Below are 22,900 nucleotides of genomic sequence, written 5' to 3'. Positions count from 1 at the left end.
CCGACGCCTCGCAACATATTGTTATGGATCATGAACTTTTGAAGCGGGCTCTTAGACCTCCAGATCGCGCATGATGTTTTTGTCATAGCCGATGCGGTCGATAATATCGTCCGTCTGCTCATCGAACTCGGTCTGTGACAGGGCCGAGCGTACGGCGATGCGGAATATGCCGGCGCTGAAGCCGGCGCACAGGACGATGTCATAGCCCTGGGGTATCAGGCCAAGTCCGCCGAAACCGCCGAGCCACGACAGAATTCCGACACCGATGCAGTAGGGCAGCAGCCAGGCAGCCTGGCGCAGGTTGAGCTCGTCGCGGTTCATGGACTGCAGCCGCAGCGTAAACAGCACGGCGCCGATCAGCAGCGCCAGCCCCAGCACCTTGATCGTGTGCCAGCCGCTCCAGTAGACGATCAGCGTGGCCAGAATGAATGTGGTGTAGCCGAATATGTTGACGGCCGGCAAGCGGAACGGGCGCTTGTAGTCCGAAGCCAGTGTCCGCAAGACGACCACGGCGATCGGACCGACGATGAAGGAAAGCACCACGAGCGAGCTGTGCGTGGCGACGAGCCGGGTGAAATCGAGAAAGAGCACCGCCAGCCAGCCGATGGCGAGGTTGAGAAGAAGGGCGTTGAGCGGCACACCGAACCCGGAGAGATTTGCAAATATCTCCGGCATGAAGCGGGTACGGGTGAGGGCCAGCACCAGCCGTGCATTCGCACCCACGGCGACCAGCGCCGAGCCGAAGGGCGAAATGACGGCGGTCGTGTTCATCAGGCTGACAAGCCACAGAAGTCCGAGGGCGGTGGCGATGGAGGCCAGCGGGCCGCCCTTGTGGGTGAAGTGAAGGCCGGCCCAGCCGCCGGACAGATCCGCCGGTGAAAGGGCGCCGATGAAGGCGACCTGAAGACCGAGATAGATCAGCACGCAGATGAGCATTGCCGCGATCATGGCGAGCGGCACATTGCGGCCCGGATTGCGCACCTCGCCCGCCATGTCGATTGCGTGGCGAAAGCCGATCATCGACAAGATGACGCCGCCCGACGTGACCGCGGACAGGATGCCGACGGTTCCGTAGGGCGCAAAGCCTCCGGATGCGGTGAAATTTGCCGGCTCGAAGGATGACGCGACGAACATGCCGGTGATGATGACGTGAACGATCACCTTCACCCAGGTGACCGAGGTGTTGATAAGCGTGAAGAGGCGCACTCCGAGGGCGTTGAGAACGACAAACAGGGCCATGAAGCCAAGCGCCGCGAGAGAGCCGGGATAGGTCAGGGTTTCGTAGGATGGCCCCTTGAAGATCCACGGTGCGTATCGCGCCAGATACCGCAGCGTCGCCTCGACCTCTATGGGAGCGGTCAGAAGGTAACCGAGCCAGGCGGTCCAGCCCATGGCAATGGACACCACATTGCCGTGGGTGACCTGCGGTATGCTGGCGATCCCGCCCGGCAGCGGGAACATGGCGGAGATCTCGGCGAAGGTCATGGCCAGTGCCAGCATGGCGAGCGAGCCGACGATCCAGGCTATGATCGCCGCCGGGCCCGCGAGCTGCGATGCCAGCATCGGCGCGAAAAGCCAGCCTGATCCGATAATACCGCTGACACCGAGTGCGATCAGCCCGACCGGCCCGATCTCCCTCCTGAGTGTGTTCTGTTCAGCCATGCGGCATGGATCCCCTCATTGTCCGCGAGACGCGACTATGCATCTATTCGTGAGGGTTGGACAGACATCTCTTCGCCCGCAGCCGTCTTGTCCGATGTGTTGTAACGACCTCGTGACCGGGTTTGACTTGTGGAAGAGGCCAGTTTCTGCACCTATGGCCGGACTATTTACACACGGAAACCCGGAGAAGGCGCGTATGCGGAAATTGGTGATCGCCGGTGCCCTTGCCGCGACGGCCGGTCTGGCCGTTGTTGCGGGCTATACGCCGATGACACCCGTTCAGGCACAGGTCGAAACGCCGGAAAACGCCAAAGTGGCGATTTTCGCCGGCGGATGTTTCTGGTGTGTCGAATCGGATTTCGATCACGTCCCCGGCGTGGTCGAGACGATATCGGGTTATATCGGCGGTCATCTGGACAACCCGACCTACAAAGACGTCGTCAGCGAAACCACGGGACATCGCGAAGCGGTCAAGATTACCTATGACCCGGCGAAGGTCAGCTATTCCCAGTTGCTTCATACATTCTTCCGCAGTGTCGATCCGACCGATCCGGACGGCCAGTTCTGTGACCGCGGGGAAAGTTACTCGACGGCCATCTACACACTCGACGACGAGCAGAAAAAGCTGGCCGAGGCGTCGAGCGCCGAAGCCATGAAGGTGCTGGACCGACCCATCGCGACGCTGATCGTGTCGGCCGACACGTTCTATCCGGCCGAGGACTACCATCAGGACTTTTATCTGAAGAACCCGATACGCTATCAATACTACCGGCTCGGCTGCCGCCGCGACGCCCGGATTGAAGCCCTTTGGGGCGATGAGGCGCATAGCGGCATAGACAAATCCTATAGGACCCAATAGTCCCGTGCTCGCGTGCCGGCATTCCATCTGCCGGGTTTTAAGCGCCAAAGGTTCTCCATCGGACGTTCCCCGCGCTCACGGATCAATTCAACGGATTTGATTTGTGCAAATTTAATACAAATTTTGCCATCTTTGTGTATTGAATGCCCGCAACCCGATATAGGTATTGACAAGGGGTGCCGGTGATTCCGGTGCGGATATGGGGATAATCTGATGCGCAATGGACTGACCTTGATCGCGCTTTGCGCCGTCGTCGCTCTGGCCGGATGTCAAAGAACGGGCTTTGTGCCGCGGACGGGACAGCCCGCGCCGCTGTCTCCGGCGCCGATCGGCGATATCCAGAGCGGACAGTTGCCGCCGCCCGGAAGCAGCGATTTTCCGGACGCACCGACAACACAGGGGCCAAGCGAGCAGGAACTGCGGGCCGTTGCGGCCAATGCGCCCGATGTTAGCCGCGACTCGATGGTCGGGCGGTGGACCATCTCGACGGGCGGCAACAGCTGCGACGTCTTCCTGGCGCTGACCAAATGGACCGGCGGCTATCGCGCCGCCTCGCGCGGCTGCACCGATCAGGCCGCCCTCATCTCAGCCTGGGATGTTGCCGGCAAGCAGGTCATTTTGAGCGACTCTTCGGGAAACCAGTTCGCCGCGCTGTACAAGTCAGGCGAGCAGCGTTTCGATGGGACAACGGCCGCGGGTCAGCCCGTCAGTCTGAACCGCTAGGGGATGCCGGCGGACACCGGCCACGGGTAGACGTATCCCATGAGTATTGCAGACCGGATTACAGTCGCGGAACGTTATAACGCGCTGGTCGATGGCGGTCATATTGAAAGCGATGAAGCGCAGCTGGAGCTGGCCGAGGCGCTCGACCGGGTCCTGACGGAAATACGCGAACGGCGCCTGACGGCAAAGTCCAGCAATCTCGGCTGGCTTTTTGCGCGAAAGCGAAAATCCATTCCGTCCATCCGGGGTCTGTATATCCACGGCGCGGTCGGCCGCGGCAAGACGATGCTGATGGATCTTTTCTTCGAGCAGATCGCGGCCGAGCGCAAGCGCCGGGTGCATTTCCACGATTTCATGGCCGACGTCCACGAGCGCATCTATGCGCATCGTCAGGCACTCAAGCGCGGCGAAACCAAACGGGAAGATCCGATCGAACCGGTTGCAAGCCAGCTGATCAGCGAGGCTTGGGTCCTGTGCTTCGACGAGTTTTCGGTGACCGACATTGCGGATGCGATGATCCTGTCGCGGCTGTTCGAGCAGCTTTTCAAGCGCGGCTGCGTCCTGGTCGCCACCTCGAATGTGGAGCCGGACGACCTCTATCACAACGGCCTCAACCGGCAGCTTTTCCTGCCCTTTATCGACATTCTCAAAGCGCATGTCGATGTCTTCAGCCTGGATGCGCGGACCGACTACCGCCTGGAGAAGCTGCAGCAATTGCCGGTCTACCTGACACCGCTGAACGATGAGACACGCATCGCGATGGCGAAAGTCTGGCGTGAGATGACCGCCGGGCAGATCGCCCATCCCAATACGATTGCCGTCAAGGGCCGGCAGATCGAGATTCCGTTTGAGGCAGGCGGCGTCGCGCGGTTCAATTTCGACGAACTGTGCGCCAGGCCGCTTGCGGCCAGCGACTACCATATCATCGCGCACCGCTATCATACGGTCTTTCTGGAAAACGTGCCGGTCATGGATGAGGACAGGCGCAATGAGGCAAAACGCTTCATCAATCTTGTCGACATGCTGTATGACGCCGGCACCCGGCTGATCATGTCGGCTGCAGCCGCGCCGGAGGGTCTCTACATCAGCCACCGGGGGGCGGAGGGGTTTGAATTTGCAAGGACGGCTTCGCGTCTCTTCGAGATGCAGAGTGTTGACTATCTGTCGGCGAGCCGCGCGGCGGATATGGCGCCGGAAAGCGCATAAAACTTTACCGAGCTATTCGGTCAATGGCTTAAAAATCTTACGTTTACGTAAGAGTTTGTATATCTAACCGTTTGAAATTCTTGATAGCAAAAGTATGAGTTGCCAAAAACTGTCAGGCAGTCTATCACCTTTGCGATTTGCGGCAACCTGGCGCAGTTGCCGCGGGGAGAAATGAATTCGGAGGTGTCATTATAATGGCGCGAAACAAAATCGCATTGATCGGCTCGGGAATGATTGGCGGCACGCTCGCCCATCTGGCGGCCTTGAAGGAACTGGGCGACGTCGTGTTGTTCGATATTGCCGAGGGTATTCCCCAGGGCAAGGGCCTGGATATTGCGCAGTCCGCGCCGGTTGACGGCTTCGATGCCGAGATGACCGGAGCCAACGATTATGCGGCCATCGAGGGCGCGAATGTGTGCATCGTGACGGCCGGTGTGCCGCGCAAGCCGGGCATGAGCCGCGACGACCTGCTCGGCATCAATCTGAAGGTCATGGAACAGGTGGGCGCGGGCATCAAGAAATACGCGCCGGACGCCTTCGTGATCTGCATCACCAATCCGCTGGACGCCATGGTCTGGGCGCTGCAGAAATTCTCCGGCCTGCCGAAGAACAAGGTCGTGGGCATGGCGGGCGTGCTCGACAGTTCCCGGTTCCGGCATTTCCTGGCCGATGAATTCGACGTGTCGGTCGAAGACGTCACGGCATTCGTTCTCGGCGGGCATGGCGACACGATGGTGCCGCTGGCGCGCTACTCGACGGTTGCCGGCATTCCGCTTCCCGATCTCGTCAAGATGGGCTGGGTATCGAAGGACCGGCTTGAGGAGATCATCCAGCGCACGCGCGACGGCGGCGCGGAAATCGTCGGCCTGTTGAAATCCGGTTCCGCTTATTATGCACCCGCCGCATCGGCCATTTCGATGGCGGAGGCTTACCTGAAAGACAAAAAACGCGTGCTGCCGTGCGCCGCGCATCTGTCCGGCCAGTATGGCGTGAAGGACATGTATGTGGGCGTGCCGACCGTGATCGGCGGCGGCGGCGTCGAGCGGATTATCGAGATCGACCTCAACAAGTCGGAACAGAACGCGTTCGACAAGTCGGTCGCGGCCGTTGCCGGTCTTTGCGAGGCCTGCATCGCCATCGCACCGAACCTCAAATAGCCGGAACACGGGATTTCCATCCATGAATATCCATGAATACCAGGCCAAGGCCCTGTTGAAGAGCTATGGCGCTCCGGTCGCCGAGGGCGTGCCGATTTTTTCCGCGGACGAGGCCGCCGAGGCCGCGTCCAGGCTTCCCGGCCCGCTTTATGTGGTCAAGACGCAGATCCATGCGGGCGGCCGCGGCAAGGGCAAGTTCAAGGAGCTTCCCGCCGATGCGGCCGGCGGCGTGCGGCTCGCGCGTTCGGTCGACGAGGTTGTCCGGAATGCCGGCGAGATGCTCGGCAATACGCTGGTTACGAAGCAGACCGGCGCGCACGGCAAGCAGGTCAACCGGCTTTATATCGAAGACGGCGCGGATATCGATCGCGAGCTTTACCTGTCCATCCTGGTCGACCGCACGGTCGGCCGGCCCGCCTTTGTCGTATCGACCGAAGGCGGAGTGGACATCGAGGCGGTTGCCGAGGAAACGCCGGAGAAGATCCTCACCCTTCCGATCGATCCCGATACCGGCGTGACCGAGAGCGATGCGGCGAAGCTGTGCGATGCGCTTGAACTGTCCGGTGAGGCGCGGGCCGACGGCATGACGCTGTTTCCGATCCTCTACAAGGCGTTCATGGAAAAGGACATGAGCCTGCTTGAGGTCAACCCGCTCATCGTCATGGCCAATGGCCGGCTGCGGGTGCTCGATGCCAAGGTGTCCTTCGACGGCAACGCGCTGTTCCGGCACGACGATATCGTTGCCCTGCGCGATACGACCGAGGAGGACGAAAAGGAGATCGAGGCCTCCAAATTCGATCTCGCCTATGTGGCGCTCGACGGCAATATCGGCTGTATGGTCAACGGCGCCGGGCTCGCCATGGCGACCATGGACATCATCAAGCTCTACGGCGCCGAGCCGGCCAACTTCCTCGATGTCGGCGGCGGCGCGTCGAAGGAAAAGGTCACCGCGGCCTTCAAGATCATCACGGCCGATCCGGCTGTCGAGGGCATTCTGGTCAACATCTTCGGCGGCATCATGCGCTGCGACACGATTGCCGAAGGCGTCGTGGCGGCGGTCAAGGAAGTCGGCCTCCAGGTGCCGCTGGTGGTGCGGCTTGAAGGAACCAATGTCGAAAAGGGCAAGACAATCATCAATGAAAGCGGCCTCAATGTCATCGCAGCGGACGATCTGGACGATGCGGCGCAGAAAATCGTCAAAGCGGTGAAGGGAGCCTGATCCATGTCCATCATCGTCAACAAGGACACGAAGGTACTGGTGCAGGGCCTGACCGGAAAGACCGGAACATTCCACACCGAGCATGCGCTTGCCTATTACGGAACCCAGATGGTGGGCGGCATTCACCCAAAGAAGGGCGGCCAGGTCTGGACCGGCAATGTCGGCGACGGAACGGTCGACCTGCCGATCTTCGCGTCGGTGGCGGAAGGCAAGGAGACGACCGGCGCGGACGCTTCCGTCGTCTATGTGCCGCCGGCCGGCGCCGCGGCCGCCATCATCGAGGCGATCGACGCCGAGATCCCGCTGATCGTTTGCATCACCGAGGGCATTCCGGTTTCGGACATGGTCAAGGTCAAGGCGCGGCTGGAAAAATCATCGTCCCGTCTGATCGGCCCCAACTGCCCCGGCGTGCTGACGCCGGAGGAATGCAAGATCGGCATCATGCCGGGCAATATCTTCAAGAAGGGCTCCGTGGGCGTCGTCTCGCGTTCGGGCACGCTGACCTACGAAGCGGTTTTCCAGACGACGAACGAAGGCCTCGGCCAGACGACCGCCGTCGGCATCGGCGGCGACCCGGTCAAGGGCACCGAGTTCATCGATGTCCTGGAGATGTACCTTGCGGATGAGGCGACCAAGTCGATCATCATGATCGGCGAGATCGGCGGTTCGGCCGAAGAGGACGCCGCGCAGTTCCTCGCCGACGAGGCAAAGAAGGGGCGGTCCAAACCGACCGTCGGCTTCATCGCCGGACGCACCGCGCCGCCCGGACGCACGATGGGTCACGCCGGCGCCGTCATCTCCGGCGGCAAGGGCGGGGCGGAAGACAAGATTGCCGCTATGGAGGCCGCGGGCATCCGCGTATCGCCTTCGCCGGCCCAGCTCGGCAGTACGCTCGTCGCGCTGCTGAACGAATGACAAACCCCGGCGCGGCGATCGTTTCGCCGCGCCGCTGGTCGCCGGACACGCAATTGTGTCCGGCAAAAAAAGCGTTGAAAACGGCGCACAAAAAGGGCCTTCGAGCCGGGAAAACGGCGAGGGGCTTCAAATGTGCGGTGAAGGACTACACAAGAACGGGTTCGCACTGCATATTTGATGAACGGGTGGAAATGCGCGGCACCGAAAACGGTGCGGGACACTGAGCGGCAAGGCCGCAACGTATCAAGGAGGCGGGGTAACCCGCAAAGGGCAGATGGCAAGACAGGACGCCAACGAAACCTTCCAGGCGACATCGTTTCTGTACGGCAGCAACGCATCCTATATCGAAGAACTCTATGCGCGTTATGAGGACAATCCCTCCTCGGTGGCCCCCGAGTGGCAGAGTTTTTTCGCCGCTCTGAAGGACGATGCGGATGCGGTCCGCAAGGCCGCAAAGGGCGCCTCCTGGAAAAGGGACAACTGGCCGATTGCCGAGAACGGCGAACTGATCTCGGCGCTTGACGGCGACTGGAGCACCGTCGAAAAACACATCGAAACGCGGCTGAAGGACAAATCGGCCAACGGCGCGACGGTTCTTTCCGACGACGAGGTTCAGCAGGCAACGCGCGATTCCGTTCGCGCCATCATGATGATCCGCGCCTACCGCATGCGCGGCCACCTGCATGCCAATCTCGACCCGCTCGGCATTGCCGAGGAGAAAGAGGACTATAACGAGCTGTCGCCGGAAAATTACGGCTTCGGCCCGGCCGATCTGGACCGGCGGATCTTCCTCGACAATGTGCTCGGCCTTCAATATGCGACCATCAACGAGATGATCGATATTCTGCGGCGCACCTACTGCTCGACCATCGGCGTCGAGTTCATGCACATATCGAACCCGGAGGAAAAGTCCTGGATCCAGCATCGCATCGAGGGTCCGGACAAGGGCGTGGAATTCACGCCGCGCGGCAAGATCGCCATCCTGCAAAAACTGGTCGAGGCGGAAGGCTTCGAGCAGTTCATCGACGTCAAATACAAGGGCACCAAACGCTTCGGTCTCGATGGCGGCGAATCGCTGATACCGGCGCTCGAACAGATCATCAAGCGCGGTGGCCAGATGGGCCTCAAGGAGATCGTGCTCGGCATGTCGCATCGCGGCCGCCTGAACGTTCTCTCACAGGTCATGGGCAAATCGCACCGGGCGATCTTCAACGAGTTCAAGGGCGGTTCGTTCACGCCCGACGAGGTCGAGGGGTCCGGTGACGTCAAATATCATCTCGGAACCTCTTCGGATCGCGAGTTCGACGGCAACAACGTCCACCTGTCGCTGACCGCCAACCCGTCGCATCTGGAGATCGTCAATCCTGTCGTCATGGGCAAGGCGCGGGCAAAGCAGGACCTGCTGGCCGGCCATGCGCGCGGCGAGATCGTGCCGCTGAACGACCGGGTCCGGGTTCTGCCGCTGCTTCTGCACGGGGATGCGGCCTTTGCCGGACAGGGCGTTGTCGCCGAGTGTCTCGGCCTTTCCGGCCTGCGCGGCCACCGTGTTGCCGGAACGATCCACGTCATCGTCAACAATCAGATCGGCTTTACCACCAACCCGCGTTTCTCGCGTTCGTCCCCCTATCCTTCAGACGTCGCCAAGATGATCGAAGCGCCGATCTTCCACGTCAACGGCGACGATCCGGAGGCGGTTGTCTACGCGGCAAAGGTGGCGACCGAGTTCCGCATGACCTTTCACAAGCCGGTGGTGCTCGACATATTCTGCTATCGCCGGTTCGGCCACAATGAGGGCGATGAGCCGGCATTCACCCAGCCGATCATGTACAAGAAGATCCGCTCGCACGAGACGACCTTGCAGCTCTACGCCGGGAAGCTCGTCGATGAGGGGCTGATCGGCGTCGGCGAAGTGGAAAGGATGAAAGCCGACTGGCGCGCTTTCCTGGAGCAGGAATTCGAGGCCGGCAATTCATACAAGCCCAACAAGGCCGACTGGCTTGACGGCGTGTGGTCGGGCATGCGGGTTGCGGACAATCAGGACGAGCAGCGCCGCGGCAAGACCGCGCTGACGGTCAAGAACCTGAAGGAGATGGGCCGCAAGCTGTCGGCGGTTCCGGACGGTTTCGAGGCGCATCGCACCGTGCGCCGGTTCATGGATCACCGTTCCAAGATGATCGAGACCGGCGACGGCATCGACTGGGCGACGGCGGAGGCACTGGCCTTCGGCTCGCTGCTCGTCGAGGGTCACGCGGTGCGGCTGTCGGGCCAGGATTGCGAGCGCGGCACGTTCTCCCAGCGCCATTCGGTGCTCTACAGCCAGGCGGACGAGGAACGCTATATCCCGCTCAACAATCTCGGCAAGGGACAGGCGCTCTACGAGGTGGTCAATTCGATGTTGTCGGAAGAGGCGGTGCTCGGTTTCGAGTACGGCTACTCCCTGTCCGAGCCCAATGCGCTTGTGCTTTGGGAAGCGCAGTTCGGCGATTTCGCCAATGGCGCGCAGGTGGTCTTCGATCAGTTCATCTCGTCCGGCGAGCGCAAATGGCTGCGCATGTCGGGTCTCGTATGCCTGCTTCCGCACGGTTATGAGGGCCAGGGCCCCGAACACTCCTCGGCCCGGCTGGAGCGGTTCCTGCAGCTTTGTGCAGAGGACAATATGCAGGTGGCGAACTGTACGACGCCGGCGAATTATTTCCATATTCTGCGCCGTCAGATGAAGCGCAACTTCAGGAAACCTCTGGTTCTGATGACGCCGAAATCCCTGCTGCGCCACAAGCGCGCCACATCCCAGCTTTCGGAAATGGCGGGCGACAGCTCCTTCCACCGGCTGCTGTGGGATGATGCGGAGGTGCGCAAGGACCAGCCGATCAAGCTGCAGAAGGACAACAGGATCCGCCGGGTCCTCATGTGCAGCGGCAAGGTCTATTACGATCTTTACGAGGAACGCGAAAAGCGCGGGGTGGACGACATCTATCTCCTGCGGCTCGAGCAGCTTTATCCGTTCCCCGCCAAGGCGCTCATCAACGAGTTGTCGCGCTTCCGCGATGCCGAAATGGTCTGGTGTCAGGAAGAGCCCAAGAATATGGGTGCATGGGCCTTCATCGACCCCTATCTGGAATGGGTGCTGGCGCATATCGACGCCAAGTATCAGCGCGTGCGCTATACCGGCCGGCCGGCGGCCGCGTCGCCGGCGACGGGCCTCATGTCCAAGCACAAGGCGCAACTTGAGGCATTCCTCGAGGATGCCCTTGGCAGTTAGCGATCCGAAAGACAGCCATCCTTTGAGAAACGGAAACTGAATATCATGGCCACAGAAATCCGCGTTCCCACCCTCGGCGAATCCGTTACCGAGGCCACCATCGGAACCTGGTTCAAGAAGGTCGGCGATGCGATCGCGACCGATGAGCCGCTGGTCGAACTCGAGACCGACAAGGTCACGATCGAGGTGCCTGCGCCGACAGCCGGCACCCTGTCGGAAATTGCCGCCAATGAGGGCGATACGGTGGAGGTGAACGCGCTCCTCGGCCAGATTGCCGAGGGCGCCGGCGCGCCGTCGCCGGAAGCCAAGGCGGACGCACCGGCAGCTGCCGATGCAAAGCCGGCCAACGCAACACCTGCCGCGGCGGCCTCAGTACCTGCAGCGGCCGGAACCGATATGCCGCCCGCCCCGTCCGCGGCAAAGATGATGGCGGAAAACAAAATCGATGCGGATCAGGTCGACGGAAGCGGCAAGCGCGGGCAGGTGCTCAAGGGCGATGTCATCGATGCGCTGGCGAAGGGCGTCAGCGAACCGGCCCCCGCCCCGGCGCCGGCCGCCGCCCGGGCGCCCTCCAGCGGAGAGGACGAAGCGCGCGAGGAGCGGGTGAAGATGACCCGGCTTCGCCAGACCATCGCCCGGCGCTTGAAGGATGCCCAGAACACGGCCGCCATGCTGACCACCTATAATGAGGTGGACATGACGGCGGTGATGGACCTGCGCAAGAAATACAAGGAACTGTTCGAGAAGAAACACGGCGTGAAACTCGGTTTCATGGGTTTCTTCACCAAGGCGGTCTGTCACGCGCTGAAGGAAATTCCGGCAGTCAACGCGGAAATCGACGGCACGGACATCATCTACAAGAATTTCTGCCATGTCGGTGTTGCGGTCGGGACGGACAAGGGACTTGTCGTGCCAGTCGTGCGCGATGCGGACCAGATGTCGATCGCCGCAATCGAACAGGAGATCGGCAGGCTCGGTCTTGCCGCGAGAAACGGCGAGCTCAACATGGCCGACATGCAGGGCGGCACCTTCACCATTTCCAATGGCGGTGTCTACGGGTCGCTGATGTCGTCGCCGATCCTCAATGCCCCCCAGTCGGGCATTCTTGGCATGCACAAGATCCAGGAACGGCCGGTCGCGCTTGGCGGGCAGGTCGTCATCCGCCCGATGATGTATCTGGCGCTGTCCTACGATCACCGGATTGTCGACGGCAAGGAGGCCGTGACGTTCCTCGTGCGGGTGAAGGAAAGCCTGGAGGACCCGGAACGGCTCGTTCTTGATCTCTAGCTGTTGCGGCAGACAGCCGATGAGAGACGCCAGCCCCTTCCTGATTGCCGCGGCTGCGGCCATATTGCTGCCCTTGCCGGTTCATGGGCAGGAAAACGTGACAGGACGCTGCCCGCAAGTGCTCGCGGCCTATGCGACGGATGACGAGACGGTGCGCCTTGAGTTCAACGGTTCGGACGATATGAGTTTCCGGTTTCTGATCGCCGGTGAAGATCCCTATCAGGGTTATGTCTTCGAGGCCGAGAACGAGCCGGGCATTGCCGGCATTATCCTGGACGATTGTCCCGAGGGCGACGTGACGGGCGCAGAGCTGGAGGCCTGCACGGTCTGGCGCGGCCATATGCGTGGTGTCGATGACGGCGGCGGCATCGCCGAGCTGGCGGCTTTCGATGACCCCGCGGTCGGGCAACTTTACCTGGAAGGACTTGTGGCAGCGCTGACGAAGCGCATGCCCGATGCGGCGGGCCGCCTGCCGCTGGAGCAGATCGAACGACTTAACCTTGTCGCTTGCCAGGAACAGGCAGCAGGAGAGGAACGGAAGGGACAAATAGATGGCTGAACGCTACGATCTCATCGTGATCGGTACGGGCCCAGGCGGCTATGTGTGTGCGATCAAGGCCGCGCAACTCGGCCTGAAGACGGCGGTGGTCGAAAAACGCGCCACGCTCGGCGGCACATGCCTCAATATCGGCTGCATCCCGTCCAAGGCTCTGCTTCATGCATCGGAGATGTTTTCAGAGGCCAGCCACGCCCTGCCGGAGCTCGGGGTCGAAACAGGCAAGCCGAAGCTCAATCTCGAAAAGATGATGGGGCACAAGGATGCGACGGTGAAAGCCAATGTGGACGGCGTCGCGTTCCTGATGAAGAAGAACAAGATCGACGTGTTTACCGGGACAGGGTCGATCCGCGGCGAGGGCAAGGTGTCCGTCGCCGACGAAAAGGGCGACAGCGTCGAGCTGGAGACCAGCAATATCGTGATTGCCACCGGTTCCGATGTGGCCGGCATTCCGGGCGTCGACGTCAAATTCGACGAGAAAGTCGTCGTCTCGTCAACCGGCGCTCTTGAACTGCCCAAAGTGCCGAAGGACATGATTGTCGTCGGCGGCGGCGTCATCGGCCTGGAACTCGGGTCCGTCTGGGCAAGGCTTGGAACAAAGGTCACCGTCGTCGAGTTTCTGGACACGATACTCGGAGGAATGGACGGGGATGTTTCCAAACAGTTTCAGCGCATGCTGACCAAGCAGGGGCTGACATTCAACCTTGGCGCAAAGGTGACGGGCATTGCGGCGACATCACGTTCGGCAAAAGTCACCTTCGAACCCGTCAAGGGCGGCGATGCACAGACGATCAGCGCCGATGTGGTTCTGGTGGCGACCGGCCGCAAACCCTATACGGAAGGCCTTGGCCTCGAAAATGCCGGCATCGTGCTCGACGAGGCAGGCCGCGTGCAGATCGACGCGCATTTTCAGACCAATGTCTCGGGCGTCTATGCCATCGGCGACGTGGTTGCCGGTCCGATGCTGGCCCACAAGGCGGAAGACGAGGGCGTCGCGGTCGCCGAAATCATTGCCGGGCAGGCCGGGCATGTGAATTACGGCGTCATCCCCGGCGTGGTCTATACGCAGCCGGAGGTCGCCTCGGTCGGCAAGACCGAAGAGGAACTGAAGGCGGAAGGCGTGGACTACAAGGCGGGCAAATTCCCGTTCTCGGCCAATGGCCGGGCCCGCGCCATGCTGCAGTCCGACGGTTTCGTGAAGGTCCTGTCCGACAAGCAGACGGACCGGGTGCTGGGCGTTCATATCGTCGGATACGGCGCCGGCGATATGATCCACGAGGCGGCCGTCCTGATGGAGTTCGGCGGCAGCGCCGAGGACCTCGGCCGCACATGCCACGCGCATCCCACCATGTCGGAGGCCGTCAAGGAAGCCGCGCTCAGCGCCTATGACAAGCCCATACACATGTAGGCTAAAGCTGGATTTCTAATTGACGGCGGTGACGGCATAGCCGTTGCCGCGCAGCAGCTCGACAAGGCCGTCCTCGCCCGGCATGTGCAGTGCGCCGACCGCGACGAAGGCGCCGCCGTCTTCAAGGATCGGCGCGAGGCGCTTCGCCATGGTCTTGTTGCGCGTTTCGATCAGTTCCTTCTCGAATTTCGCATAGGCGCTGCTGTCCATCTCGCCGATTTCCATCGTCGCGGCCTGGACAAAGGGCATGATCATGTCGATGCGGCCTTCGAGATAAAGATCGGTCATCGTCGCGGTCACATCCTCCAGCACCGGGCTGAGCGCGGCGGTGTCGGCGAGGAGGCGCGCCTGAACGTCAAGCGGAAGACCCGATACGATCGCAAGCTGCTCCTTCAGCGTCTCCAGCCCTTCCAGCGTCTTGCCGCTTTCCAGCGCACCGGTCGCCAGTTCCTTGTCCAGAAATGCGATGCCATTGGCCCGGCGTTCGATTTCGCAGTCGGGAACCGCGATCATGCTGAAGATCAGCCAGGGCTTCATTCGCGAGACGAAGGCCATCGGGATGCCGCGCTCCTCGAGGACGGTTTCCACGAGGTCGAAATCCTCCTCGCTCAACAGCCCCTCCAGCGTTGTGCCGGCATCGAGCATGGTCAGATCCGGATCGGTCATCAGCCGGGCCATGGCCCGCTCGAGTTCGACAATCTGCGACGATTCGACAACCACCACCGACGCGTCGTCATAGGCGGACTGGGCCGTGGCGCCGAGCTTGAGGACCCGCGGATCCGTGGTGTGCATGGTTCCGTAGAGCCAGGATACGGGCACACCATCCTTTTCGATACGCCAAAGCAGGCTCGACCCGTTGACGACCGCCGCCGCCTCGGCCTCGATACGGGCCATTTCGTCCGGGTCGTCCTGCGCCATGGCTGCGAGCAGATTTTCACCCCGGCAGACGGCCTCTTCGGCATTTGCCCGCGTCGACGCGACGGCAAGTATCACGAAGAAGGTCGCTGCAAAAAGCAGGTGCAGCGCGATGACGGCCGCCAGTGTCCAGTCGATGCGCATGCGGACCGGTCGAAACAGGGCTGGTGAAAGGAACGTCATGGTCATTCCGTCATGTTGAGCAAGTGGCGGCATTTTACGTCGCTGCCGCGTGCAAAGCGTTAATTTGCGGGTGTTCGGGAAAGCTTGCACGCCTTGGGGTTAACAAATCCTTATTCCGGTTCAGGCCCGGGGATGGGCTTTCCCGTAGGCCTCCAGAAGCCGCCTGGTGTCGACGGCGGTGTAAATCTGGGTGGTCGTCAGGCTCGCATGGCCGAGCAGTTCCTGAATCGATCTCAGATCGCCGCCGCCGGCCAGGAGATGGGTGGCGAAAGAGTGCCTGAGCGCATGAGGGGTCGCGGTATCCGGCAGTCCCAGCGCGACGCGCAGTTTGCGCATTTCCTTCTGGATGATCGCGGGCTGCAGGGCACCGCCGCGCACGCCGCGAAAGAGAGGGCCGTCCGCTTCAAGAGCCCATGGGCAAAGATCGCGGTAGTTATCCACAGCGGCTGCGGCAGCCGGGATCAGAGGCACGAGGCGCGTTTTGCCGCCCTTGCCGTCGATCTGGAGGGATGTGGGCCCGCCCGCGAAATCATCCGGCCGCAAACCCAAAGCCTCGGAAATGCGTAACCCGCATCCGTAAAGCAGCGTGAGCACGGCCGCGTTGCGGGCCGCAACCCAGGGTTCTTCCGCCAGTTGCTCACTGTTGCGGGTCAGCGCGACGGCCTGTGTGTCGGTGAGTGCCCGGGGCAGTGATTTCGGCTGCCGGGGCGCGCGCATGGCGTTGATGCCGGCGGCGTTGACAAAGCCCCGTTTTTCCAGGAAACGCAGGAAAGAGCGTATGCCGGCGAGACTGCGGCCGAGGGTTCTGGCGCCGGCGCCGTTCCTGCGCCTGAAGGCCATGAAGGCGCGCATGTCGGCCGGGCGCAGCTCCGCCATGTCGGACATTCCGGGCGGACCGCCCAGATACCCGGTCAAAAAGGTCAAAAACTGCCTCAGGTCGCGCAGATAGGCGTCAAGCGTGTGTTCCGACAGGCGTCGTTGCCGTTCCAGATTGTCCGCCCATTCGTGCATCTGGCGCTGGAGTTCCGGTTTCGCCGCGACAAGAAAGGCTTCCTTAATCATGATTCGGGACCGGTCCTAACGGCTAATACGCATTTGTTTGGTCTGCATAAAGCCCGTTTGCCGGTTGAAGAGCCGGCTTCAAGGCATTACGTCATCAACAGTCGATAACGGTGGCATTCTTGCCCGGTGCGGTTATGTTACGGTTAACTCGGCATGAGAGCGGGGTCGGGTCCTGTCATTGTGAGTACACATTTCGCTGCAATAGAACCTTTATACCTTTGCGGGGATTATGAATGGTCCAGAAGCGCTTCCATCTGACAAACTTGGATGACCTGGCCGACAGGATTGCGCTTATTTCATATGGCCAGCCCGGCCATGTCGTCGACCAGCTGATTGCCGAACGCGGCCAGAAAATCGTCAAGAATCCGCTTTGGCCGGTCATGCGGCCGTTCCTCTACTCTATCCTGCATTACCGTCAGGCGATCGATTTCGCCGATGTGATCGCCAATATGCCCGGCTTCGATGCGATGGAATATGCCAGCAGCCTGTTGAACCTTGAGTTGCGGGTGAACAACAAGGAACGCATACCCGCAAGCGGCGGCTTTATCCTCGTCTGCAATCATCCGACGGGCATCGCCGACGGCGTTGCGGTTTTCGATCTCTTGAAGGATTGCCGGCCCGACATGATGATCTTTGCGAACCGGGACGCCCTGCGCGTCAATCCGCGCTATGCCGAGATCATTATCCCGGTCGAGTGGCGCGAAGAGTACAAGAGCAATCTGAAGGCGCGGGAAACCCTGCGGCTGACGAACCGGGCGGTCAAGGAAGGCAAGGCGACAATCCTGTTTCCGTCCGGACGCATCGCCTATTGGGCCAACGGGCGGCTCAACGAGCGGCCCTGGAAGCAGTCGGCTGTCGGCCTGGCGCGGCGCTACGGTCTGCCGGTGCTGCCCGTGAACATGTCGGCGCGAAATTCCGGCCTGTTCTACTGGCTGTCGAAGCACTCGACGGAACTGCGCGACATGACCGTCTTTCACGAGGTGCTGAACAAGAAGCGCAAGACGTTCCAGTTCAATATCGGTCATCTCATTCCTCCGGAGCGGCTGGAGGGCGATGTGGCCGGGATCACCAAACTTCTGGAACATCACTGCGTTTACGAGCTTGCCGAGGATCCGGACAGGACGTTCGTCAATGACAGCTCTTCAGGCGCGGCCGAAACCTGACGCTGCCGGTATTTCCTTCCGCAACAAAACACAGGAAATATTCGATATATGCGGACTATGCGATCGAAACGCCGCCATCGACAAAAATTATCTGGCCGTTTACGTAACTCGAATCCGTGGTCAGAAGGAATTGCGTGACCGTCGCGATTTCTTCGGGCATTCCCATCCTCCGCGGCATATCCATGATGCGCTCGACATTTTCCGCTTCATCCTCCTTTGACAGCCAATTGTCCACCCAGGATGAATCGATGGGGCCGGGTGCGATCGCGTTGCAGCGCAATTTCGGTGCATAGGCGCGGGCGATTGTCTTGGTAAGCCCGACAACACCCAGCTGTGCGGGATTGTAGATCGCGCAATTGGGATCCCCCTTGTGCGCGGCGCTTGACGAGAAGTTCACGATCGAGGGCGCTTCGGCTTCCATGAGCAGAGGCAATGCGTGTTTTATGACCCGGAAAGCGCCGGCAACGTCGACATTGAATATCGACGACATTTCCTCAGGATCGATGTCGATGATTTCCCGCTTCCAGAAACCCGGATCCGAATGGGACGGATTGTTGACGAGATAGTCTATTTTGCCGTGTCTGCTTTTGATCTCGTCGATGACGGACACGACCTCGGCGTCCTTTGTCACGTCGATCTTCCTGATTTCGGTCTTCGGATTTCGACGTCCGTTTGAGAACGCGTTGAGTTTTTCTTCGTTGCTGAAATAGGTCAGCCAACCGATGCAGCCGGACATCAGCAGTTTTTCCGAGATGGACAAACCGATCGGGCTCGAAGCGCCGACGATCAATGCAATTTTTTCTTGCATGGCTTGTCCCCTCATTTGAAAGTGCCCGTGGCGTTTGCCCGGTGTGGATCGCTTTGGTCTCGATATCCGCGCTGCTTTCCAGACTACCGGTGATTTGTTTAGGAAGTAAGAATCCCGCTACGGCAGATATAGTGCGCGACGTGTTCCGGCGACCACCGGAGAGTTCAATTTTTCTTGTCGGGACGATGCTGAAACAGGCGCGTGTTCAACCGTCCATTTACCATACCGAAAGCATTGCGCGTTACGCTGAGGTCCGGCGCATGCAGCGCAATGTCATGTCCCCGGTCACTGACGTCCCGGAGCCGTCGCAGGCGACCGTTTTCGCGGTACTTTCGCCGCCTTGCGCTGCGTGAGGCATGAAGCCGCCGCCACATGCTCGCCGGAGTAGTTTGCCCGACACGGTCCTTTTCATGCAGGACACAACGCGACGGTGGATCCTTGTCCACAAGCGGTAAAGGCTGGATGGTGATTGCGGCCAACGCGGTTCTGGCAGCCGGCGTGGTGCTTGCCGCCTACGCGTTGCCGAAAGGGTCCTACGTGGTGGTGGTCACGCCGCCCTGGCAGGGCGGTCATGCCATGAACGTCATTGCGAAGGCCGGCGGGAGCCTCGTGTCCAGCGGCCGTTACGACTGGATCGCGGTCGCCCATTCCGATGAGCGGGACTTTACAGTTCGACTGATGAAGCACGGCGCGGTCGCCGTGCTGGATCATGCCCTGGCCTATGGTTGTCTGAAGAGGAATTCCTAGATGAACGCGCTGCAAGTCCTTCGTTCCAAGGTCTCATATGGCGTTATTGCGCTTCTGTGGGTCAATATTGCCGTGCTGGTGGCGCGTGCGGTTTACGGCACGGATGCGTCCATTCCGATCATCCTCGGCGGCGGGCTGATCATCACACTGGCGGCAACGGCCACCTGGTATTTCGACCGGACCGGGCCGGTCACGCGCATCGTGACATCGATTGCCCAGTTCGCGCAGGTTTCGCTGCTGGTCTACGCCTTTGCCAATTCGCCGCTGCAGATCGACATGCATATGTATTTCTTCGCGTCGCTCGCCGTCTGCGCGGCATGGATCGACTGGCGGGCGATCGTCGCTTTCACGGTCGCAACGGCGCTGCACCATCTGATTTTGTATTTTGTCCTTCCGGCGGCCGTTTTCCCGGGCGAATCGGAGCTTGCCCGCGTGGTGCTTCACGCCGTCGTCCTGCTGTTGCAAAGCGGCGTTCTCCTGATGATGTCCTGGTCGGTCGAGCGCTCGCTGATCGCGGCGGAATCGGCGACACGGGACGCGCAAGCGGCGCAGGAGGCATTGTCCGAAGAATCGGCCAAGAGCGACGAATTGCATGCGCAATCCAATGAGGAGCGCTCGCGGCGGGAAGCGGAAAAGGAAAAGGCCGCCGAGGAACTCAACGCGGCCATTGGCCGGATCGGCGCCGGCCTCGGTCGCCTTGCCGAACGGGATTTTTCCGCCAGTATCGACGATGTCTTTGCCGGCGATCTCGATCAGCTTCGTGTCGATTTCAACCGCGCCGTCGATCAGCTTCGCTCGGCGCTCAACGACATCAGCGCAAGCGCCGGGAACATCACCTCCGGGTCCGTCGAGATCCGCACGGCGACCGACGATCTGTCCCGCCGGACCGAGCAGCAGGCTGCCTCACTGGAAGAAACCGCGGCGGCGCTGGGCCAGATCACCACCACGGTTCAAAATGCCGTCGAGCGCGCCGAGGAAGCCCGCAAGATGGTCTCCGGAGCGAAGGTGGATGCCGACGAATCCGGTGAAATCGTCGAACAGGTCATCAACGCGATGCAGGAACTGGAAGATTCCTCCAAGAAAATCGGCCAGATCACCGGCGTCATCAAGGACATTGCCTTCCAGACCAATCTTCTGGCGCTGAATGCCGGTGTCGAAGCGGCGCGGGCCGGTGAAGCCGGCAAGGGTTTCGCGGTGGTTGCTCAGGAGGTGCGGGAACTGGCGCAGCGCGCCTCAAATGCCGCCAAGGAGATCACCGGGCTGATCGCCACCAGCGATGTCCATGTCAATTCCAGCGTCGAACTGGTCAACAAGACCAGCACGGTCCTTTCCAACATCGCTGGCAAGGTCGTGGACATCGATCAGCATATCGACGCCATCGCCAATTCCTCGCGCGAGCAGTCGGCCGGGTTGCAGGAAATCAACGTGGCCGTCAGCCAGATGGACCAGTTCACGCAGCAGAACGCCGCCATGGTCGAGGAAACGACGGCCTCCACCCACAGTCTCGCCCGGGAGCTCGAAGGGCTGACGAGCCAGATCGAACGGTTCGACCTCGGCGGGACGGCATCGTTCCAGTCCGCGCACCGCGCTTGCGATACGGTTGACGAAACCGTGGAAGGCGAGGCGTTGCAGCATCAGGAACCGGCTGCATAGAAAAGCTCAACCGACCAGCCAGGGCCTGACTTGCCGATGCAACAAAGTCGGCATAGCTTCGCGGCATGTATCTACGCGCCATGTCCGCCGCCAATTACCGTTCCTTACGTTCAATCCGCATGGATCTGGGATCGGTCAATCTGTTCGTCGGCGCGAACGGCGCCGGCAAATCGAACCTCTACCGTGCCCTGCAACTGATCAAGGCGGCCGCAGACGGACGCCTGTCGCATCTGATCGCCGAAGAAGGCGGCATCTACTCGGCGTTCTGGAGCGGCGGCACGCGCAGGCATGAAAAGGCCCGGATCGGGCTTTCGGCGGAGATCGTCGACGAGAAGACCGGCATTGTCTACGGCTACAGGATCGAAACGGGTTTCAAGCAGGCCGAGCCGTCGGCGGGTTTTCCGCATGAGGCGCAGATCAAGGCCGAGGAGCTGACCGTCGATACCGGTCGGGGGCCCGTGGTGACCATGCGGCGCAAGGGCGCGCATATCGCGGCGCGGAGCGAAGCGGGCCGAATGGAGGATTATCCGGAACAGGCCCTGACGTCGGAGACGGCCCTGTTCATGCTCGGCGATGCCGGCCGCTATCCCGAAATCAGCACGCTGCGGCACATTATCGGACAATGGCGCTTCTATCACGGCTTCCGTTCGGATGCCGGTTCGCCTCTGCGCCTGCCGTGCCTGCCGATCACCGCGCCGATGCTTGATGAGGACGGCGCCAATATCGCCGCCGTCTTTGCAACCATTGCCCATACGCGCCAGGATACGATCGGCCTCGACCGGGCCGTTTACGACGCCTTTTCGGGCGCCGCCCTTTCCGTGCCCCTGCCGGAGGACTATGCCAGTTTCGGCCTCGTGCTTCCCGAGTTCCCGAAGCGTGTGTTCCAGCCGCGCGAATTGTCCGACGGGCAGATCCGGTTTCTGGCGCTGGCGGCGGCGCTCTTGTCCTACCGCCGCCCGCCCTTCATCGCGCTCAACGAGCCGGAGGCGAGCCTGCACCCGGATATGCTGCCGGCGCTTGCCGGCATGATCGCCAATGCGTCCGCCGACAGCCAGATCTGGGTGGTGACTCATTCGCAGGCGCTGGCCGATGCCATTTCCGAGCGATGCGGCGTGCGCTCGAAAACCGTCATCCGCCGCGACGGCGCCACCTGGATCGAAGGCATGACACTGACAGGGCGGATGGATGGTGAGGAGGATTGAGTGCCGCCAAGCCGGCGCTTGCCGCCCCGCTCAACCGATTTTCTGACCGGTCTTCGCCCAGTCGGCGAGGAAGGCTTCGAGGCCCTTGTCGGTCAGGGGATGTTTGACCAGGGCCCGAAGGGTCGCCGGAGGAACGGTGGCGACATCGGCGCCGATGAGCGCGGCCTCCTTGACGTGATTGACGGTGCGGATCGATGCGGCGAGGATCTCCGTCGCGAAACCGTAATTGTCGTAAATCTTGCGGATCTCGGCGATCAGTTCCATGCCGTCGGCGGCCATGTCGTCAACGCGCCCGACGAAGGGCGAGATGAACGTGGCCCCGGCCTTTGCCGCCAGAAGCGCCTGATTGGCTGAAAAACAAAGGGTCACATTGGTCTGGTGCCCCGCCGAGGTCAGCGCCTTGCACGCCTTCAGCCCGTCCATCGTCAGCGGCAGCTTGATGCAGATATTGTCGGCGATCTTTGCCAGGATTTCCGCCTCGGCCATCATGCCGCCAAATTCGGTGGCGGTGACCTCGGCCGAAACGGGGCCATCGACCATCGAACAGATCTCCTTGGTCACCTCCATGATGTCCCGTCCGGACTTCATGATCAGCGACGGATTGGTGGTCACGCCATCCAGCAGACCCAGCGCGTTCAGTTCCTCGATCTCGGCAACATCTGCCGTGTCGACAAAAAATTTCATCGTATGTCTCGTCCCTTAATTGGCGGTCGCGGCTTTTCTTTAGATCAATCGCGAGGCAAGGTCACCCTCAAGATGAAAGATTCGCCGCAATTGCCGCTTGGCTGCGAGGCTGCCGCGACCGTGCCCGTTCTGGTGCCCGTGCCGACGCCCCAGGCCTACTCCTATGCCGTGCCCGAGGGGCTGCACGCGGCGCCGGGCGAGGCGGTGGAGAAGGGACAGGTCCTGGTGGAGT

Annotated in this window: 19 protein-coding genes; 14 read left to right on the top strand and 5 right to left on the bottom strand. The window is 61.2% G+C overall.

Annotated features, from left to right (window positions below; genetic code table 11):
- Positions 1–51: 51 nt before the first annotated feature.
- A complete protein-coding gene (locus AC5E6N_RS05235; RefSeq protein ID WP_491746829.1) occupies positions 52–1,662 on the bottom strand; it encodes an APC family permease in 1,611 nt (536 codons plus the stop codon).
- A gap of 196 nt (positions 1,663–1,858) precedes the next feature.
- On the opposite strand from AC5E6N_RS05235, the gene msrA reads away from it, so the two are divergent.
- The 10 genes from msrA to lpdA all read left to right on the top strand — a co-directional run bounded on the left by msrA (position 1,859) and on the right by lpdA (position 14,251).
- Entirely contained in the window at positions 1,859–2,521 is a 663-nt protein-coding gene (gene msrA, locus AC5E6N_RS05230; protein ID WP_491746828.1) for a peptide-methionine (S)-S-oxide reductase MsrA, read from the top strand.
- A 213-nt stretch (positions 2,522–2,734) separates the two neighbouring features.
- Positions 2,735–3,244, top strand: a complete 510-nt coding sequence (locus AC5E6N_RS05225; RefSeq protein ID WP_491746827.1) for a protease inhibitor Inh/omp19 family protein — start codon at positions 2,735–2,737, stop codon at positions 3,242–3,244.
- A gap of 39 nt (positions 3,245–3,283) precedes the next feature.
- Positions 3,284–4,450 carry a cell division protein ZapE gene (zapE, locus tag AC5E6N_RS05220; RefSeq protein WP_491746826.1) on the top strand — a complete coding sequence of 389 codons (1,167 nt, stop codon included), beginning with the start codon at positions 3,284–3,286 and terminating at the stop codon, positions 4,448–4,450.
- Between the two features lie 194 nt (positions 4,451–4,644).
- On the top strand, positions 4,645–5,607 hold the full coding sequence (gene mdh, locus AC5E6N_RS05215) for a malate dehydrogenase (RefSeq protein ID WP_491746825.1): 963 nt from the start codon (positions 4,645–4,647) through the stop codon (positions 5,605–5,607).
- A gap of 22 nt (positions 5,608–5,629) precedes the next feature.
- Positions 5,630–6,826 carry an ADP-forming succinate--CoA ligase subunit beta gene (gene sucC / locus AC5E6N_RS05210; protein ID WP_491746824.1) on the top strand — a complete coding sequence of 399 codons (1,197 nt, stop codon included), beginning with the start codon at positions 5,630–5,632 and terminating at the stop codon, positions 6,824–6,826.
- A 3-nt stretch (positions 6,827–6,829) separates the two neighbouring features.
- Positions 6,830–7,741 carry a succinate--CoA ligase subunit alpha gene (gene sucD, locus AC5E6N_RS05205; protein ID WP_491746823.1) on the top strand — a complete coding sequence of 304 codons (912 nt, stop codon included), beginning with the start codon at positions 6,830–6,832 and terminating at the stop codon, positions 7,739–7,741.
- A gap of 274 nt (positions 7,742–8,015) precedes the next feature.
- The gene (locus AC5E6N_RS05200) at positions 8,016–11,000 is read left to right on the top strand and encodes a 2-oxoglutarate dehydrogenase E1 component (RefSeq protein WP_491746822.1); all 2,985 of its coding nucleotides are present in this window, start codon (positions 8,016–8,018) and stop codon (positions 10,998–11,000) included.
- A 45-nt stretch (positions 11,001–11,045) separates the two neighbouring features.
- Positions 11,046–12,287, top strand: coding sequence for a 2-oxoglutarate dehydrogenase complex dihydrolipoyllysine-residue succinyltransferase (odhB, locus tag AC5E6N_RS05195; protein WP_491746821.1), 1,242 nt, complete (start codon positions 11,046–11,048; stop codon positions 12,285–12,287).
- 19 nt (positions 12,288–12,306) lie between these two features.
- Complete coding sequence (locus AC5E6N_RS05190; protein WP_491746820.1) at positions 12,307–12,846, top strand: hypothetical protein; 540 nt, start codon at positions 12,307–12,309, stop codon at positions 12,844–12,846.
- On the top strand, positions 12,839–14,251 hold the full coding sequence (gene lpdA, locus AC5E6N_RS05185; RefSeq protein WP_491746819.1) for a dihydrolipoyl dehydrogenase: 1,413 nt from the start codon (positions 12,839–12,841) through the stop codon (positions 14,249–14,251). Before AC5E6N_RS05190 ends, lpdA begins: the two co-directional genes overlap by 8 nt.
- A 15-nt stretch (positions 14,252–14,266) precedes the next feature.
- Here the strand turns inward: lpdA and AC5E6N_RS05180 are convergent, their stop codons facing one another.
- Positions 14,267–15,349, bottom strand: a complete 1,083-nt coding sequence (locus AC5E6N_RS05180; RefSeq protein WP_491746818.1) for a TraB/GumN family protein — start codon at positions 15,347–15,349, stop codon at positions 14,267–14,269.
- Between the two features lie 120 nt (positions 15,350–15,469).
- The gene (locus tag AC5E6N_RS05175) at positions 15,470–16,360 is read right to left on the bottom strand and encodes a tyrosine recombinase XerC (RefSeq protein ID WP_491746831.1); all 891 of its coding nucleotides are present in this window, start codon (positions 16,358–16,360) and stop codon (positions 15,470–15,472) included.
- Between the two features lie 284 nt (positions 16,361–16,644).
- On the opposite strand from AC5E6N_RS05175, the gene AC5E6N_RS05170 reads away from it, so the two are divergent.
- Positions 16,645–17,574 (top strand): GNAT family N-acetyltransferase, encoded by a 930-nt coding sequence (locus AC5E6N_RS05170; protein ID WP_491746817.1) that lies wholly within the window; start codon positions 16,645–16,647, stop codon positions 17,572–17,574.
- Between the two features lie 55 nt (positions 17,575–17,629).
- Here AC5E6N_RS05170 and AC5E6N_RS05165 read toward each other — a convergent pair whose 3' ends face one another.
- On the bottom strand, positions 17,630–18,382 hold the full coding sequence (locus tag AC5E6N_RS05165; protein WP_491746816.1) for an SDR family NAD(P)-dependent oxidoreductase: 753 nt from the start codon (positions 18,380–18,382) through the stop codon (positions 17,630–17,632).
- A gap of 438 nt (positions 18,383–18,820) precedes the next feature.
- Between AC5E6N_RS05165 and AC5E6N_RS05160 the strand changes: the two genes are divergently transcribed.
- From AC5E6N_RS05160 to AC5E6N_RS05150, 3 genes are all read left to right on the top strand, one after another.
- On the top strand, positions 18,821–19,129 hold the full coding sequence (locus tag AC5E6N_RS05160; RefSeq protein WP_491746815.1) for a hypothetical protein: 309 nt from the start codon (positions 18,821–18,823) through the stop codon (positions 19,127–19,129).
- Positions 19,130–20,782 (top strand): methyl-accepting chemotaxis protein, encoded by a 1,653-nt coding sequence (locus AC5E6N_RS05155; protein WP_491746814.1) that lies wholly within the window; start codon positions 19,130–19,132, stop codon positions 20,780–20,782.
- A 65-nt stretch (positions 20,783–20,847) separates the two neighbouring features.
- On the top strand, positions 20,848–21,984 hold the full coding sequence (locus AC5E6N_RS05150; RefSeq protein ID WP_491746813.1) for an AAA family ATPase: 1,137 nt from the start codon (positions 20,848–20,850) through the stop codon (positions 21,982–21,984).
- A 30-nt stretch (positions 21,985–22,014) separates the two neighbouring features.
- Here the strand turns inward: AC5E6N_RS05150 and fsa are convergent, their stop codons facing one another.
- Entirely contained in the window at positions 22,015–22,668 is a 654-nt protein-coding gene (gene fsa / locus AC5E6N_RS05145; protein WP_491746812.1) for a fructose-6-phosphate aldolase, read from the bottom strand.
- Positions 22,669–22,900 lie beyond the last annotated feature (232 nt).

It is taken from the genome of Hoeflea sp., from assembly GCF_984452065.1.
The sequence above is the reverse complement of the archived record's forward strand: the minus strand, read 5'-3'. Positions and strand labels throughout refer to the sequence as shown.

What these genes read in the sequence shown, in the direction of transcription:
- AC5E6N_RS05235 (WP_491746829.1), bottom strand. Translation starts at nt 1,662, where the DNA reads ATGGCTGAACAGAACACACTCAGGAGGGAGATCGGGCCGGTCGGGCTG.
- msrA (WP_491746828.1), top strand. Translation starts at nt 1,859, where the DNA reads ATGCGGAAATTGGTGATCGCCGGTGCCCTTGCCGCGACGGCCGGTCTG.
- AC5E6N_RS05225 (WP_491746827.1), top strand. Translation starts at nt 2,735, where the DNA reads ATGCGCAATGGACTGACCTTGATCGCGCTTTGCGCCGTCGTCGCTCTG.
- zapE (WP_491746826.1), top strand. Translation starts at nt 3,284, where the DNA reads ATGAGTATTGCAGACCGGATTACAGTCGCGGAACGTTATAACGCGCTG.
- mdh (WP_491746825.1), top strand. Translation starts at nt 4,645, where the DNA reads ATGGCGCGAAACAAAATCGCATTGATCGGCTCGGGAATGATTGGCGGC.
- sucC (WP_491746824.1), top strand. Translation starts at nt 5,630, where the DNA reads ATGAATATCCATGAATACCAGGCCAAGGCCCTGTTGAAGAGCTATGGC.
- sucD (WP_491746823.1), top strand. Translation starts at nt 6,830, where the DNA reads ATGTCCATCATCGTCAACAAGGACACGAAGGTACTGGTGCAGGGCCTG.
- AC5E6N_RS05200 (WP_491746822.1), top strand. Translation starts at nt 8,016, where the DNA reads ATGGCAAGACAGGACGCCAACGAAACCTTCCAGGCGACATCGTTTCTG.
- odhB (WP_491746821.1), top strand. Translation starts at nt 11,046, where the DNA reads ATGGCCACAGAAATCCGCGTTCCCACCCTCGGCGAATCCGTTACCGAG.
- AC5E6N_RS05190 (WP_491746820.1), top strand. Translation starts at nt 12,307, where the DNA reads ATGAGAGACGCCAGCCCCTTCCTGATTGCCGCGGCTGCGGCCATATTG.
- lpdA (WP_491746819.1), top strand. Translation starts at nt 12,839, where the DNA reads ATGGCTGAACGCTACGATCTCATCGTGATCGGTACGGGCCCAGGCGGC.
- AC5E6N_RS05180 (WP_491746818.1), bottom strand. Translation starts at nt 15,349, where the DNA reads ATGACGTTCCTTTCACCAGCCCTGTTTCGACCGGTCCGCATGCGCATC.
- AC5E6N_RS05175 (WP_491746831.1), bottom strand. Translation starts at nt 16,360, where the DNA reads ATGCACGAATGGGCGGACAATCTGGAACGGCAACGACGCCTGTCGGAA.
- AC5E6N_RS05170 (WP_491746817.1), top strand. Translation starts at nt 16,645, where the DNA reads ATGGTCCAGAAGCGCTTCCATCTGACAAACTTGGATGACCTGGCCGAC.
- AC5E6N_RS05165 (WP_491746816.1), bottom strand. Translation starts at nt 18,382, where the DNA reads ATGCAAGAAAAAATTGCATTGATCGTCGGCGCTTCGAGCCCGATCGGT.
- AC5E6N_RS05155 (WP_491746814.1), top strand. Translation starts at nt 19,130, where the DNA reads ATGAACGCGCTGCAAGTCCTTCGTTCCAAGGTCTCATATGGCGTTATT.
- AC5E6N_RS05150 (WP_491746813.1), top strand. Translation starts at nt 20,848, where the DNA reads ATGTATCTACGCGCCATGTCCGCCGCCAATTACCGTTCCTTACGTTCA.
- fsa (WP_491746812.1), bottom strand. Translation starts at nt 22,668, where the DNA reads ATGAAATTTTTTGTCGACACGGCAGATGTTGCCGAGATCGAGGAACTG.